The organism is Mycolicibacterium rutilum, from assembly GCF_900108565.1.
Lineage (GTDB): Bacteria > Actinomycetota > Actinomycetes > Mycobacteriales > Mycobacteriaceae > Mycobacterium > Mycobacterium rutilum.
Genome location: NZ_LT629971.1, coordinates 3,151,566 through 3,166,891, shown reverse-complemented (window position 1 = coordinate 3,166,891; position 15,326 = coordinate 3,151,566). Strand labels below are relative to the sequence as shown.

Annotated in this window: 11 protein-coding genes; 5 read left to right on the top strand and 6 right to left on the bottom strand. The window is 69.4% G+C overall.

Translation table 11 applies throughout. The annotated features are described in order from the left end of the window. Nucleotides 1-2: 2 nt before the first annotated feature. Nucleotides 3-317: an ATP-dependent Clp protease adapter ClpS gene (clpS, locus tag BLW81_RS15440; RefSeq protein ID WP_083407920.1), complete on the bottom strand. Its 315-nt coding sequence runs from the start codon at nt 315-317 to the stop codon at nt 3-5. Nucleotides 318-371: 54 nt separating this feature from the next. On the opposite strand from clpS, the gene BLW81_RS15435 reads away from it, so the two are divergent. The 3 genes from BLW81_RS15435 to BLW81_RS15425 are packed head-to-tail and all read left to right on the top strand — an operon-like array spanning nt 372 to nt 5,115. Further along, nucleotides 372-1,679: a nicotinate phosphoribosyltransferase gene (locus tag BLW81_RS15435; RefSeq protein ID WP_083407919.1), complete on the top strand. Its 1,308-nt coding sequence runs from the start codon at nt 372-374 to the stop codon at nt 1,677-1,679. A gap of 35 nt (nt 1,680-1,714) precedes the next feature. Continuing rightward, entirely contained in the window at nt 1,715-3,655 is a 1,941-nt protein-coding gene (locus BLW81_RS15430) for an ATP-dependent DNA helicase (protein ID WP_197680386.1), read from the top strand. Nucleotides 3,656-3,675: 20 nt separating this feature from the next. Continuing rightward, nucleotides 3,676-5,115 (top strand): neutral zinc metallopeptidase, encoded by a 1,440-nt coding sequence (locus BLW81_RS15425; protein ID WP_083407917.1) that lies wholly within the window; start codon nt 3,676-3,678, stop codon nt 5,113-5,115. Nucleotides 5,116-5,121: 6 nt separating this feature from the next. On the opposite strand, the gene BLW81_RS15420 is transcribed toward BLW81_RS15425, so the two are convergent. The 3 genes from BLW81_RS15420 to BLW81_RS15410 all read right to left on the bottom strand — a co-directional run bounded on the left by BLW81_RS15420 (nt 5,122) and on the right by BLW81_RS15410 (nt 9,417). Then, nucleotides 5,122-5,871 (bottom strand): MspA family porin, encoded by a 750-nt coding sequence (locus BLW81_RS15420; RefSeq protein ID WP_235632012.1) that lies wholly within the window; start codon nt 5,869-5,871, stop codon nt 5,122-5,124. Nucleotides 5,872-5,962: 91 nt separating this feature from the next. After that, nucleotides 5,963-6,808: a virginiamycin B lyase family protein gene (locus BLW81_RS15415; RefSeq protein ID WP_083407915.1), complete on the bottom strand. Its 846-nt coding sequence runs from the start codon at nt 6,806-6,808 to the stop codon at nt 5,963-5,965. Continuing rightward, entirely contained in the window at nt 6,805-9,417 is a 2,613-nt protein-coding gene (locus BLW81_RS15410) for a glycosyltransferase family 1 protein (RefSeq protein WP_083407914.1), read from the bottom strand. The genes BLW81_RS15415 and BLW81_RS15410 overlap by 4 nt, the downstream gene beginning before the upstream one ends. Before the next feature lie 200 nt (nt 9,418-9,617). On the opposite strand from BLW81_RS15410, the gene BLW81_RS15405 reads away from it, so the two are divergent. Further along, a complete protein-coding gene (locus BLW81_RS15405) occupies nt 9,618-11,705 on the top strand; it encodes an alpha-1,4-glucan--maltose-1-phosphate maltosyltransferase (protein ID WP_083407913.1) in 2,088 nt (695 codons plus the stop codon). 4 nt (nt 11,706-11,709) lie between these two features. Then, nucleotides 11,710-13,911: a 1,4-alpha-glucan branching protein GlgB gene (gene glgB / locus BLW81_RS15400; RefSeq protein WP_083407912.1), complete on the top strand. Its 2,202-nt coding sequence runs from the start codon at nt 11,710-11,712 to the stop codon at nt 13,909-13,911. A gap of 92 nt (nt 13,912-14,003) precedes the next feature. On the opposite strand, the gene BLW81_RS15395 is transcribed toward glgB, so the two are convergent. Together BLW81_RS15395 and BLW81_RS15390 are read right to left on the bottom strand one after the other, a co-directional pair. Then, on the bottom strand, nt 14,004-14,894 hold the full coding sequence (locus tag BLW81_RS15395) for a tetratricopeptide repeat protein (RefSeq protein ID WP_197680321.1): 891 nt from the start codon (nt 14,892-14,894) through the stop codon (nt 14,004-14,006). Between the two features lie 13 nt (nt 14,895-14,907). Next, on the bottom strand, nt 14,908-15,291 hold the full coding sequence (locus BLW81_RS15390; RefSeq protein ID WP_157897708.1) for a DUF3817 domain-containing protein: 384 nt from the start codon (nt 15,289-15,291) through the stop codon (nt 14,908-14,910). Between the last annotated feature and the right edge of the window lie 35 nt (nt 15,292-15,326).

The window sequence follows — 15,326 nt, the reverse complement described above, 5'->3', positions numbered from 1 at the left end:
TGTCAGCGGTCCTGCTGCATGGTGGCCCACAGCCCGGCGGCGTGGAGCTTGGACACGTCGACCTCCATCGACTCGCGGCTACCCGCCGAGACCACCGCCTTGCCCTCGTTGTGGACCTGCAGCATGAGCTTGGTGGCGTGCGGCTCGCTGTAACCGAACAGCTTCTGGAACACGTAGGTCACGTAGGTCATCAGATTGACCGGGTCGTCCCACACGATGGTCACCCACGGGGTGTCGGTGGCCGCGTCCTCGCGCTGGACGGACTTGACGTCCCGCTCCTCGCGGGTCCCCGGTTTAGCCTTCGCCGGCGTAACCATGTCGTTCAGGATAGCCAACGCCGAATCCCGGCTCTGAGCTACTACGGTGGCGGTGTGACCGGCGCATCCTCTGCTCTACACACCGACAAGTATGAGCTGACGATGCTCGCAGCCGCGCTGCGCGACGGCACCGCACACCGCCGCACCACGTTCGAGCTGTTCGGCCGCCGGCTGCCGGAAGGGCGGCGCTACGGCGTGGTGGCGGGCACGAAGCGATTCGTGGATGCGTTGGCGCGGTTCGTATTCGATGACGACGCGCTGTCCGCGCTGGCGGATTTCCTGGACCGCGAGACGCTGGCGTATCTGGCCGACTACCGGTTCACCGGCGACATCGACGGCTACGCCGAGGGCGAGCTGTACTTCCCCGGCTCCCCGGTGCTGTCGGTGCACGGCACATTCGGCGAGTGCGTCATCCTGGAGACCCTCGCGCTGTCGATCTTCAACCACGACACCGCGATCGCCTCGGCCGCCGCGCGCATGGTCAGCGCCGCCGAGGACCGGCCGCTGATCGAGATGGGTTCGCGCCGCACGCACGAACGGGCCGCGGTCGCCGCCGCGCGGGCCGCCTACCTCGCCGGGTTCTCCGGGTCGTCGAATCTGGAGGCGCAACGCCGCTACGGGGTGCCCGCGCTGGGCACCAGCGCGCACGCGTTCACCCTGCTGCACACCACTGCCGACGGACCCGACGAGCGGGCGGCGTTCCGCGCGCAGGTCGACGCGCTCGGCGTCGACACCACACTGCTGGTCGACACTTACGACATCACCGCCGGCGTCGCGGCGGCCGTCGAGGTGGCGGGACCCCGGTTGGGCGCGGTGCGCATCGACTCCGGCGACCTGGGCGTGCTCGCCCGTCAGGTCCGCGCCCAACTCGACAGCCTCGGCGCCACCGAGACCCAGATCGTGGTGTCCGGCGACCTCGACGAGTTCGCGATCGCCTCGCTGCGCGCCGAACCCGTCGACAGCTTCGGGGTCGGCACGTCACTGGTCACCGGGTCGGGCGCACCGACGGCCGGCATGGTCTACAAGCTGGCCGAGGTCGATGGCATCCCCGTCGAGAAGCGCAGCACCCGCAAGCAGTCCCACGGCGGCCGCAAAGAGGCGCTGCGACTGGCCAAACCGACCGGCACGATCGTCGAAGAGGTCGTGCATCCGCACGGCCGCAGACCCGAGACGCCCGCCGGGCTGCACGCGCGGGTGCTGACGGTGCCGCTCGTCGCGGGCGGCGAACCCGTCGACGACCTGGACTTCGCCGCCGCGCGCACGCGCGTCGCCGACGGCCTGAAGAGCTTGCCGTGGGACGGGCTGGCGTTGTCGCGCGGCGAACCGGCGATCCCGACGCGGTTGATCCCGCCCGGCGCGTAGGGGGCACCACGTCGGACACTCCTGAAGTCACCGAGCTGCTGGCCACGGCGGTCACGGCCCTGGGTGGCAGCGAACGCAGCGGGCAGATCGAGATGGCCGAAGCCGTCGCGCACGCCTTTGACAGCGGTGAGCACCTGGCGGTGCAGGCCGGCACCGGCACCGGCAAGTCGCTCGCCTACCTGGTGCCGGCGATCGCGCGCGCCGTCGCCGCCGAGGAACCTGTCGTGGTGTCCACCGCGACGATCGCGCTGCAACGCCAACTCGTCGACCGTGACCTACCCCGGCTCGCGGAAGCCCTGACCGACGCGCTGTCCCGCGCACCGGAGTTCGCGCTGCTGAAGGGACGCGGAAACTACCTGTGCCTGAACAAGATTCACAACGGAGCGACATCAGAGCCCGACGACCGTCCGCAGGAGGAGCTGTTCAACCCGGTGGCGTCCAGCGCGCTCGGCCGCGACGTGCAGCGGCTGATCGCCTGGTCGTCGGACACCGACACCGGTGACCGTGATGAGCTGACGCCTGGGGTGCCGGACCGGTCCTGGTCCCAGGTCAGCGTGTCGGCGCGCGAGTGCATCGGCGTGGCGCGCTGCCCCTACGGCGCCGACTGTTTCGCGGAGAAGGCACGCGAGAAGGCCGGCCACGCCGACGTCGTCGTCACCAATCACGCGTTGCTGGCCATCGACGCCATCTCCGACGCGGCCGTGCTGCCCGAGCACCGGCTGCTCGTCGTCGACGAGGCGCACGAACTCGTCGACCGGGTGACGTCGGTGGCGACCGGCGAGTTGTCCGCGACATCGATGTCCGTGGCGCACCGTCGCTCCGCGCGGTTGGTCGACGACGAACTCGCGCAGCGCCTCGAGGCGGCGACCGCGACACTGGCGTCGGCGATCCACGACACCGATCCCGGCCGCATCGACATCCTCGATGACGAGTTGGCGACCTATCTGACCGCCGTCCGCGACGCCGCGCACCGGGTGCGGTCGGCGATCGACACCGCCCCCAACGATCCGGCCGCGGCCTCGGCACGCACCGAGGCGGTCACCGCGCTGACCGACATCGGCGATACCGCGTCGCGCATCCTCGACTCCTTCGTGCCCGCGATCCCCGACCGCACCGACGTGGTGTGGTTGGACCGCGAGGAGAACCGCGGGACGACGCGCACGCTGCTGCGGGTCGCACCGCTGTCGGTGTCAGGGCTGTTGCGCACCAGGCTGTTCGAGCACGCGACCACGGTGCTGACCTCGGCGACGCTGACGATCGGCGGCAATTTCGACGCGATGGCCGCGGCCTGGGGGCTGACCGAGGCGCGCTGGCGCGGCATCGACGTCGGCTCGCCGTTCGAACACGCCAAGTCCGGAATCCTCTACGTCGCGGCGCATCTGCCGCCGCCGGGGCGGGACGGTACCGGATCGGCGGAGCAACTCGACGAGATCACCGAACTCATCACCGCCGCCGGCGGCCGGACGCTCGGGCTGTTCTCGTCGATGCGCGCGGCCAAGGCCGCCAGCGAGATCATGCGCGACCGGCTGGACACCCCGGTGCTGTGCCAGGGCGAGGACACCACCTCGGCCCTGGTCAGGCAGTTCGCCGACGACCCGGAGACGTCGCTGTTCGGCACGCTGTCGCTGTGGCAGGGCGTCGACGTGCCGGGCCCGTCGCTGTCGCTGGTGCTGATCGACCGGATCCCGTTCCCGCGCCCCGACGATCCGTTGCTCACCGCGCGTCAGCGTGCGGTGGCCGCGCGGGGCGGCAACGGGTTCATGGCCGTGGCCGCCAGCCACGCCGCGCTGCTGCTGGCGCAGGGCGCGGGCCGGCTGCTGCGCAGCGTCGACGACCGCGGGGTGGTCGCGGTGCTCGACTCGCGCATGGCCACCGCCCGATACAGCGGATTCCTGCGGGCGTCGCTGCCGCCGTTCTGGGCAACGACGAACCCGGCCCGGGTCCGCGAGGCGCTCGAACGTCTCCGCGCGGGTTGATTGTTTTCTATTCTGCGTCCATGAGGCGACGACACCTGGCGCGCACCGTCCTCGCGGCGATTTCGGTGGCGCTGGTCGCCGCCTGTTCGACGACCCTTGCGGGCAAACCGGTTTCGATTTTCGCCGACCCGTTCCGGGTGGCCGGGATGCCCGCCACCGACGGGCCGACCGGCCTGCGGCCCGATGCCAGGGAACCGAGCCGAGAGGTGACCGGCACCGACGGCGGCGACGATGACGAACTGGCCCGCCAGGCGATCAGCGACATCGAGGAGTTCTGGGAGGGTTCCTACAGCGGCGTGTTCGACGGCCAGTTCACCCCGGTCGAGGCGTTGTACTCCTGGGACGCAAACGGGTTCGACAGCATCAGCTTCTGCGACTCCGACACCTACGGGCTGGTGAACGCGGGCTTCTGCCACGACGACAACACCATCGGCTGGGACCGCGGCGAGCTGGTGCCGAGCCTGCGGCGCGCCCACGGGGAGATGGGCGTGGCGATGGTGCTCGCCCACGAGTACGGCCATGCCGTGCAGTTCCAGGCGGGTCTGGTCGACGAGGACACCCCGACGCTGGTGGCCGAACAGCAGGCCGACTGCATGGCGGGTGCGTACATGCGCTGGGTCGCCGAGGACAACTCGCCGCGGTTCACCCTTTCGACCGGTGAGGGCCTGAACAACGTTCTCGCCGCTGTCATCTCGTTCCGCGATCCGTTGCTCAACGAGGACGACCCCGAAGTCGGCGTCGACGAACACGGGTCGGCTTTCGAGCGCCTCTCGGCGTTCCAGTTCGGCTTCACCGACGGGATCGCGGCCTGCGCGACGATCGACATGCGCGAGATCGGGCAGCGCCGCGGCGACCTGCCCGTGCTGCTGGAGGCCGACGAGAGCGGCGACTGGGAGGTGTCCGAGACGTCGGTGCGGGCGATCGTCGACGCGATGGACATCGTGTTCGCGCCGGCGAACCCGCCGGAGCTGACGTTCGAACCGGTCGACTGCGCCGACGCGCGGCCCAGCCCCCCGGTGTCGTTCTGCCCCGCCACCAACACCATCGCCGTCGAGCTCGACGAACTCGCCGAACTCGGCGCCCCTCCACACCTCGACGACCCGATGGGGCTGGCGGCCGGCGACAACACCGCCTACTCGGTGCTGGTCTCGCGGTACGTGCAGGCGATCCAGCAGGAGCGCGGCGGCGTCGCACTCGACAACGCCGAGGCGGCGCTGCGCACCGCGTGCCTCACCGGGGTCGCCACCACCAAGTTGTCCAAGCCGGTGACCACACCCGACGGCAACACCGTCGCGCTGACCGCCGGCGACCTCGACGAGGCGGTGTCGGGCATTCTCACCAACGGCCTGGCGGCCAGCGATGTCAACGGCGAGTCGGTGCCGTCGGGCTTCTCCCGGATCGACGCGTTCCGCGTCGGGGTGCTCGGCGACGCCGACCGGTGCTTCAAACGGTTCGACTGAGCCGGCTCAGACCTTCTTGGTGACGCCGTACCACGCCACGATCGCGTCCGACATCTCGGTGGACCTGCTCAGGAACGCATACGACCGGATGAACGACTCGCCGACGCAGCCGTCGATCTTGACCCGGAAATTGCTGACCATCACCCACGGCTCGGCGCCGGTGTACTCCTTCTTCGTCACCGGGATCACGTTCACCAGTCCCGGCTTGAGGCCGACGGTGATGCCGCCGCCGATGTTGCCGCCGAGCCCCGGCACCAGGCCGTCGGGGAACGGGGAGATGAAGTCGGTGCCGATCAGCCCGATTGACGGGTTGATGCCCGCGGTGCCGGTCAGCGAGACGCCGTTCGACGTGCTCATGTCGATACCGCAGCCGATCTCGTAGCCGACCTCGAGGGTGCCGTGCGGCGGTTCGTCGTCGCCGGGACCGGTCACCGACCCGGTGTAGGTCCCGCCGACGACGTACTCCCGCGACGACAGCGCCGTCGTCAGCGGCGGGATCGGGGCCTGGGTCTCGTCCTTGGCGCCGAGTTCGAGGCGCCAGCCGTCAGGAGTTTCGGTGACCGCGGGCGGGGTGGACGCGACCGCGCCATCGGGCGGCGGCGGAGGTGGCGCCTCTCCCGCCGGTGGCGGTGGCGCGTCGGCCGCCACGGGTTGCGGCTCCGGGTCGGCGACGCCGGGTGCGACCGACCCGCCGATCAACACACCCGCGATGGCGATCCCTGTGATGCCGCGTCGCAGCACAATCCCAAACGTCACCGACGTGCCCTCCAGTCGTTAGCAACGCTTCGGAACCTACCGCGAGCCGTTTGCCCGCCGGACAGATGTCCCCAAATTGACGGTTGGGCGGTCAGGACGGCATGCGCAGGACGAACCCCGACTCCAGCGCGACCCACACCGCGCCGTCGGCGTCGACGGCGAGCCCGTGCGGTTCGCTGTCGCGCGGCAGGTCGATCGTCACGATGTCCCCGTCGCCGCCGACCCGGGCCAGCTGGCTCGAACCCCACAGCGTCACCCAGACGCCGTCGTCAGGATCGGCGATCACCGCATGCGGCTTGCCGGGGAGTTCGATCTCCTGGATCGCATCGCGCATCGGGATCCGGCCCAGCCGCTCGGCGCGGATCTCGGTGAACCACACCGCGTCGTCGTGGGTCGCGGCGATGCCGACGGGACCCGAACCGGCAGTGGGGGTTCCGCGCACCGTCAGCTCACCGGCGACGGTCAGGCGGCCGACGGCGCCGGTTCCGTTGAGCGTGAACCACAGCGCCCCGTCGGGGCCGGTCGTGATCATCGACGGCATCCCGCCGACCACGGCCTGACTGGTGATCTCGCCGTCGACCGAGATGCGGCCGATCTCGCCGGAGGTCATCGCCGTGAACCACAGCGCGCCGTCCGGGCCCGCGGTGATGCCGTAGGGATCGCTGCCGTCGGGCAGGTCGAACGTGCCGGTCTCCCCGGTCGTGGTGATCCGCCCGATGCGGTTGTCGCCGCGGCTGAACCACAGGGCTCCGTCGGGTCCCGTCGTGATGATCATCGGGCGGCACTGCGGATCCAGCGGATACACCGTCGTCTCGCCGGTGCGGGTGACTCGGGCGATCGCGCCGGCCTGCGCCAGCGTCACCCACAGCGCGCCGTCGGGACCCGACGTGATCCCGTAGGGGCCGCCGTCGAGCGCGACCTTCAGCGCGGATGTCACGCGAGCGTGACGAGGCCGAGCTCGTTGTCACCGGCCAGCAGCGGATGATGCGGCAGCACCCGCACGGTGTAACCGACAGGACCGGCAACCGGCAGCGGCGCGGTCGCCGAGAAGATCTCGTTGCCGCCGTCGGCGGTGCCGGTGTGCGTCATCGGGACGGTCGCGGGGTCGACCAGCACATCGGAGGCGTCGACACGGCCCAGCACCGCCTGCACGACGACCTCGTCGGGCCGCAGCCCGGCCAGGTGCACCGTCGCGGTCAGCGTGAGCTCCGAGCCCAGCAGCGGGGTGTCGGGCAGTCCGTAGCTGTCGACGTCGGTGATCTGGACCTTCGGCCACGACTCCTGCACCCGCAGCCGGTAACCCGCCAAATCCCGTGCCGCCCCGAACGGTTGGCCGTCGCCGGCGGGCTCGACAGTGCGGCGCACCGACTGCGCGGCCGGCGCGTAGTACTTCTCGGTGTAGTCGCGGACCATCCGCGAGGCCAGCACCTTCGGTCCGAGCGCGATCAACGTGTGGCGCACCATCTCGACCCACCGGGTGGGCACGCCGCGCTCGTCGCGGTCGTAGAACTTCGGTGTCACCGAGTTCTCCAGCAGGTCGTAGAGGGCCGCGGCCTCGAGGTCGTCGCGGCGGTTCTCGTCGGCCAACCCGTCGGCGGTCGGGATTTCCCAACCGTTTTCGCCGTCGAACCACTCGTCCCACCAGCCGTCGCGGATCGACAGGTTCAGCCCGCCGTTGAGCGCGCTCTTCATCCCCGACGTGCCGCACGCCTCCAGCGGCCGCAGCGGATTGTTCAGCCACACATCGCAACCCCAGTACAGCTGCCGCGCCATCGACATGTCGTAGTCGGGCAAGAACGCGATGCGGTGCCGCACCTCGGGCCGGTCGGCGAACCGCACCACCTGCTGGATCAGCGCCTTGCCACCCTCGTCAGCGGGATGCGACTTGCCCGCGACGATCAGCTGGATCGGCCGGTCCGGGTTGAGCAGCAACTGTTCCAGGCGCTGCGGGTCGCGCAGCATCAAGGTCAGCCGCTTGTAGGTCGGCACCCGTCGGGCGAACCCGATCGTCAGCACATCGGGGTCGAATGCCGTTGCAATCCAACCCAGTTCGGCTTCCGACGCGCCACGTTCCAGCCACGAGCGGCGCAGCCGCGCACGCACGTCGTGCACCAGTTGCTCACGCAGCTGCGACCGGATCCACCACATGTGCCCGGGATCGACCTGGTGCAGGCGCTCCCAGGCGGCGGGTTCGCGGGCGCTGCTCAGATCCTCGCTGCCCAGCAGTTCGCGGCCCAGTTCCACCCACTGCGGGGCGGCCCAGGTCGGCGCGTGCACACCGTTGGTGATCGAACCGATCGGCACCTCGGCGGGGTCGAAACCCGGCCACAGTTCGTTGAACATCTCCCGACTCACCCGGCCGTGCAGCTGGGAGACGCCGTTGGCGCGCTGCGCCAACCGAAGCCCCATGTGCGCCATGTTGAATTTGGTCGGATCGTCCTCCTCGCCGAACGCGACGATGCGGTCCAGCGGCAGGCCCGGCAGCATCCGCGACATCGCGCCCGACGGTCCGTCGGTGGAACCGCCGAAGTACCGTTTGACCATCTCGACCGGGAACCGGTCGATGCCGGCGGGCACCGGGGTGTGGGTGGTGAACACCGTCGAGGACCGCACCACGGTCAGTGCGGTGTCGAAATCCAGTCCGGCGTCGATCAATTCGCGGATGCGTTCCACCCCGAGGAAGCCGGCGTGGCCCTCGTTCATGTGGAACACCTCCGGCGAGGGCCTGTCCTCCAGTTCGGTGAACGCCCGGATCGCCCGAACGCCGCCGACACCGGCGAGGATCTCCTGCTTGATGCGGTGCTCCTGGTCGCCGCCGTAGAGCCGGTCGGTGACCCCGCGCAGATCGTGGTCGTTCTCCGGGACGTCGGAGTCGAGCAGTAGCAGCGGGATCCGGCCGACCTGGGCGATCCAGACCCGTGCGCGCAACTGGTTGTCGCCCGGCATCGCGACCGAGATCAGCACCGGGTCGCCCCCGCGGTCGGTCAGCAGCCGCAGCGGCAGGCCCTGCGGATCGAGCGACGGGTAGCTCTCGTGCTGCCAGCCGTCAGCGGTCAGCGACTGCCGGAAGTACCCCGAGCGGTACAGCAGCCCGACGGCGATCAGCGGCAGCCCGAGATCGGAGGCGGCCTTGAGGTGGTCGCCGGCGAGGATGCCCAGCCCGCCCGAGTAGTTGGGCAGCGACTCGGCGACGCCGAACTCCATCGAGAAGTACGCGATGCCGTTGGGCAACTGCGCGCCGTTTTCGACTTCCTGCTGGTACCACAGCGGCCGGCTCAGATAGTCGTCGAGATCGCCGGTCAAGCCGTCGAGCCGGCGCAGGAACGATTCGTCGGCGGCCAGCTCGTCGAGCCGTTTGGGGCTGACCAGGCCGAGAAGGCCGACAGGATCACAGCCGACCCGCTTCCACAGCTCCGGATCGATCGCCTCGAACAGGTCCTGGGTGGGGCGGTCCCACGACCACCGCAGATTGATCGACAGCCGTTCGAGCGCGGCGAGCCGGTCGGGCAGGTGGGCGCGGACGGTGAACCTGCGGAGAGCTTTCACGCGACTCAACCTTACTGACTATCGGGCGCTGCGCAGTCCTCGCGGTCGGACTGCTTCGGCCGCTTTGGGTTGGGGTGAGCATTACGGTGGGTATAGGGCGCGACGAGGCTTATTGAACGCGACTGTGAAGTCGACACAGCGGCCACGTCGGCGGCGCCGACGGCGCACTCCGGTGGCCGCGCCAGATGAAGGAGTGGTAGGTGGCCGGTCGTATCGGAATCGACGACGTCCAGCCTGTCGTATCGCATGGGCGGTATCCGGCCAAGGCGGTCGTCGGCGAGATCGTGCCGGTCAGCGCCACCGTTTGGCGCGAAGGCCACGACGCCGTCGCAGCCACTCTCGTCGTGCGCTATCACGGCGCCAGCTACCCCCAGCTCGCCGCGGATCCGCCCGGCCTGGTGAAGTCGGTCGAGCCGGTGCCGATCGAGACTGTGGTCGGGGCGTCGCCGCGCCGGAAGCCACAGCACCTGCCGATGTCCACCGGCCGCACCCCCGACGTCTTCCACGGCGCGTTCACCCCCGACTGCCCCGGCCTGTGGACGTTCCGGGTCGACGGGTGGGGTGACCCGCTGGCGACCTGGCGCAAGAACGTCACCGCCAAACTCGACGCCGGGCAGAGCGAAGCCGAGCTGTCCAACGACCTGCTGGTCGGCGCGAAGCTGCTCGAACGCGCCTCGACGGGCGTCCCCCGCCAGCACCGCTATCCGCTGATCGAGGCGGCCGCGCAGCTGCGCCAGCCCGGCGACCCCTTCACCAGGGCCGGCGCGGCGCTGGCCCTGGAGGTCACCGAGTTGCTCGACGCCTATCCGCTGCGTGAGCTGGTCACCCGCGGCGAGCAGTACGGCATCTGGGTCGACCGCCGGCAGGCCCGGTTCAGCTCCTGGTACGAGTTCTTCCCGCGCTCCACCGGCGGCTGGGACGCAAAGGGCAACCCGGTCCACGGCACCTTCGCGACCGCGACCAAAGCGCTGCCCCGCATCGCGCGGATGGGGTTCGACGTCGTCTACCTGCCGCCGATCCATCCGATCGGCAAGGTGCACCGCAAGGGCCGCAACAACAGCGTGACCGCGGCCCCCAACGATGTGGGCTCCCCGTGGGCGATCGGCAGCGACGAGGGCGGCCACGACGCCGTGCACCCGGATCTGGGCACCCTCGCCGACTTCGACGACTTCGTCGCCGCCGCGCGCGACGAGGGCATGGAGGTAGCGCTCGACCTCGCGCTGCAGTGTGCACCCGACCATCCGTGGGCCAAGGACCACCCGGAGTGGTTCACCGTGCTGCCCGACGGCACGATCGCCTACGCGGAGAACCCGCCGAAGAAGTATCAGGACATCTACCCGCTGAACTTCGACAACGACCCGGCGGGCCTCTACGAAGAGGTGCTGCGCGTGGTGCGGCACTGGATCGCCCACGGCGTCAAGATTTTCCGGGTCGACAATCCGCACACCAAGCCGCCGAACTTCTGGGCCTGGCTGATCGGGCAGGTGAAGAACGAAGACCCCGACGTGCTGTTCCTGTCCGAGGCGTTCACCCGCCCGGCGCGGCTCTACGGGCTGGCCAAACTCGGCTTCACGCAGTCGTATTCGTATTTCACCTGGCGCACCGCCAAGTGGGAGCTCACGGAGTTCGGCGAGCAGATCGCCGAGCACGCCGACTACGCGTGCCCGAACCTGTTCGTCAACACCCCCGACATCCTGCACGAGAGCCTGCAGCACGGCGGCCCGGGCATGTTCGCGATCCGCGCGGTGCTCGCGTCGACGATGAGTTCGGCGTGGGGGGTGTACTCGGGCTTCGAGCTCTACGAGCACCGCCCGGTGCGTGAGGGCAGCGAGGAGTACCTCAACTCCGAGAAGTACGAACTGCGCCCGCGCGACTTCGACGCCGCGCTGGCCGACGGTGAGTCGCTGGAGCCGTTCTTGACCCGGCTCAACGAGATTCGCAAGGTGCACCCCGCCCTGCACGAGCTGCGCACCATCAAGTTCCACCACGTCGACAACGACGCGCTGCTGGCGTACAGCAAGTTCGACCCGGTCTCCGGTGACCAGGTGCTGGTGGTGGTCACGCTCAACCCGTTCGGCGCCGAGGAGGGGACGACGTGGCTCGACATGGGCGCGCTCGGAATGGAGCCGTTCGACCGGTTCTGGGTGCGCGACGAGATCACCGGGGACGAATACCAGTGGGGCCAGGCCAATTACGTGCGCCTGGAACCGGCGCGGGCAGTGGCCCACATCTTCAACATGCCGCAAGTACCCGCCGACCAACGACTCAATTTGCTGCGTAGGGAGTGAGAACATGACGCAGACCACCCAGGCGAGCAGCCCGCATCTGCGGCCGCACACCGCCGACCTCAACCGACTGCTGGCCGGTGAGCACCACGACCCGCACTCGATTCTCGGTGCTCACGAGTACGACGACCACACGGTGATCCGCGCCTACCGGCCACACGCGGTCGAGGTGATCGCGCTCGTCGGTGGTGAGCGTCATGTGTTCCAGCACATCGAATCCGGGTTGTTCGCGGTCGCGCTGCCGTTCACCGGGCTCGCCGACTACCGGCTCGAGGTGCAGTACTCCGACGGGGTGCACAAGGTGGCCGACGCCTACCGGTTTCTGCCCACGCTCGGCGAGGTGGACCTGCACCTGTTCTCCGAGGGCAGGCACGAACGGCTGTGGGAGATCCTCGGTGCGCACCCGCGCCGCTACACCACCCCTGACGGTGTGGTCGACGGGGTGTCGTTCGCGGTGTGGGCGCCGAACGCCAAGGGCGTCAGCCTGATCGGCGAGTTCAACCACTGGGACGGCAACGAAGCTCAACTACGGGCGCTGGGCTCGACCGGTGTGTGGGAGGTGTTCTGGCCCGGCTTCGAGATCGGCGGGCTCTACAAGTTCCGCATCCACGGCGCCGACGGCTCGGTCAGCGAGCGCGCCGACCCGATGGCGTTCGCGACCGAGGTCCCGCCGAAGACCGCGTCGAAGGTGACCAAGAGCGAGTACACCTGGGAGGACCAGGACTGGATGGCGCAGCGCGCCGCCCAGAACCCGGTGTTCGAGCCGATGAGCACGCTCGAGGTGCACCTGATGTCGTGGCGGCCCGGGCTGAGCTACCGCGAACTGGCCACGCAGTTGACCGAATACGTCGTCGAGAACGGCTTCACCCACGTCGAGTTGATGCCGGTCGCCGAGCATCCGTTCGGCGGCTCCTGGGGCTACCAGGTGACGTCGTACTACGCGCCGACGTCCCGGCTCGGCACGCCCGACGAGTTCCGGCACCTGGTCGACACGCTGCACCAGGCCGGCATCGGCGTGATCATGGACTGGGTGCCCGCCCACTTCCCCAAGGACGCGTGGGCGCTCGGCCGCTTCGACGGGACCGCGCTCTACGAGCACTCCGATCCACGCCGCGGCGAGCAATTGGACTGGGGCACCTACGTGTTCGACTTCGGCCGGGCCGAGGTGCGCAACTTCCTGGTCGCCAACGCCCTGTACTGGTTGCAGGAGTACCACATCGACGGCCTGCGGGTCGACGCGGTCGCTTCGATGCTCTACCTCGACTATTCGCGGCCCGAGGGCGGCTGGACACCGAACATCTACGGTGGCCGCGAGAACCTCGAGGCCGTGCAGTTCCTGCAGGAGATGAACGCGACCGTGCACAAGGCCGCGCCCGGCATCGTGACGATCGCCGAGGAGTCCACCTCGTGGCCCGGCGTGACGCGGCCGACGAACCTTGGCGGCCTTGGTTTCTCGATGAAGTGGAACATGGGCTGGATGAACGACACGCTTGAGTTCGTCAAGCGTGACCCGATCCACCGCAGCTATCACCACCACGAGATCACGTTCTCGATGCTGTACGCGTTCAGCGAGAACTACGTGCTGCCCATCAGCCACGACGAGGTCGTGCACGGCAAGGGCACGCTGTGGGGCCGGATGCCCGGTGACGATCACCGCAAGGCCGCCGGGCTGCGCGGGCTGCTGGCCTACCAGTGGGCGCACCCCGGCAAGCAGCTGCTGTTCATGGGCCAGGAGTTCGGCCAGCGCGCCGAGTGGTCCGAGGAACGCGGCGTCGACTGGTATCAGCTCGACGAGAACAGCTTTTCGACCGGTATCCAGCGGATGGTGCGCGACATGAACGCCATCTACCAGAGCAGGCGCTCGCTGTGGTCGCAGGACACCCGGCCCGAGGGCTACTCGTGGATCGACGCCAACGACTCGGCCAACAACGTGCTGAGCTTCCTGCGCTACGGCGACGACGGGTCCGTCCTCGCGTGCGTGTTCAATTTCTCGGGTTCAGAGCACAGCCGCTACCGGCTGGGTCTGCCGCACGTCGGCACCTGGCACGAGGTGCTCAACACCGATGCCGACATCTACAACGGGTCGGGCATCGGCAACTACGGTGCCGTCGAGGCGACCGACGAGCCGTGGCACGGTCGGCCCGCATCCGCGGTCATGGTGCTGCCGCCGCTGGCCGCGCTGTGGTTCGAGTACACACCCGAGGACTAGCGCCGGGTCACATCGCGCCGAGACCGACGAATTGGCGGAAAAACACGCCGCAAATCCGCCAATTCGTCGGTTTCGATGAACCGGCCGGGGACTCAGTAGAGCGCGTTGGCCAGCTTGCGGCGGCCCGCGATCACTTCGGGATCCGCCGGGTCGAACAGGTCGAACAACTCGATCAACCGGGTGCGCACCTTGGTGCGGTCGTCGCCCGCGGTCCGCTTGATCAGACCGATCAGCCGATCGAACGCGGCGCCGATCTGCTGCTGCAGGATCTCGACGTCGGCGGCGGCGAACGCCACCTCGATGTCGTCGGGTGCGGCGTCGGCGGCGACGATCGCGCCGGGAGCGCGCGAGCTGGCGCGCTGCAGGAATGCGATCTGGCGCACCGCGCCCTTGGCCTCGGCGTGGTTGGGGTTCGCGTCGAGGATGGCCTGATACGCCGCGGCGGCGGCGTCGAACTCGCCGGCGTCGAGATGCGAACGCGCTTGGGCGAGCGCGGGATCGACCTGCTCGGGTTCGTCGCCGTCACCGGCGCCGGGCAGCTTGCCCGCGACCGCGTTGAGTATCGAGTCGATCCAGCGGCGCAACTGCTCTGGCGGCTGCATGCCCTGGAAGCTCGAGAGCGGTTGCCCGGCGGCCAGCGCCACCACCGTCGGCACCGCCTGCACGCCGAACATCTGCGCCACCCGCGGAGCGGCGTCGACGTTCACCGTGGCCAGCGACCACTTGCCGCCGTCGGACCCAGCCAGCGCGGCGAGCGCGTCACCCAACTGGACGCTGGTTTCGCTGCGCGGCGACCACAGCAGCACGACGACCGGCACCTGGTTGGACCGGACCAGCACCTCGTTCTCGAGGTTGGCCTCGGTGACCTCGACTCCCCCGGGCGGGGCGGACCCGCCACCGTCACTTGACGGACGCTGCTTGAGGGCTGACAGATCAACCGCGCCGGCCATGGAGGCCGCGATGGGAGGGCGTGGACGACTCACGCACTCAAGTTTGTCACGTCGTTTCCGGTGCTGGCTGCCCTGGTTGCGACATCGCGGCCACCGCGGCGGCCTCACCCATCCGGCCGGTGCGGTCCGCCCACATGAGGAAGATCACACTGCCCAGCGGCACGATGCTCGCGACGATCGCGAGCAGCCACGTGCCGGCCGCCCAGGTGAACGCGATGCCGGCCAGGAACGCGGCCACCACGAAGGCGACGAACACTGCGCCGTGCGCCGGACCGAAGATCTTGACGCCGATCTCGGTGCGCGGCGTGCCGAGGTACTTGAAGTACATCCCGATCAGCAGTCCCACCCAGCTGACCGCTTCCAGCAGGGCGACCACACGGAACCGGCCGGCGACGGATCGCAGATCGAAGGCGCTAGTCATGGCCGCCATTGTGCCCGAAAAACCGCCTTATTACTACGTGACGT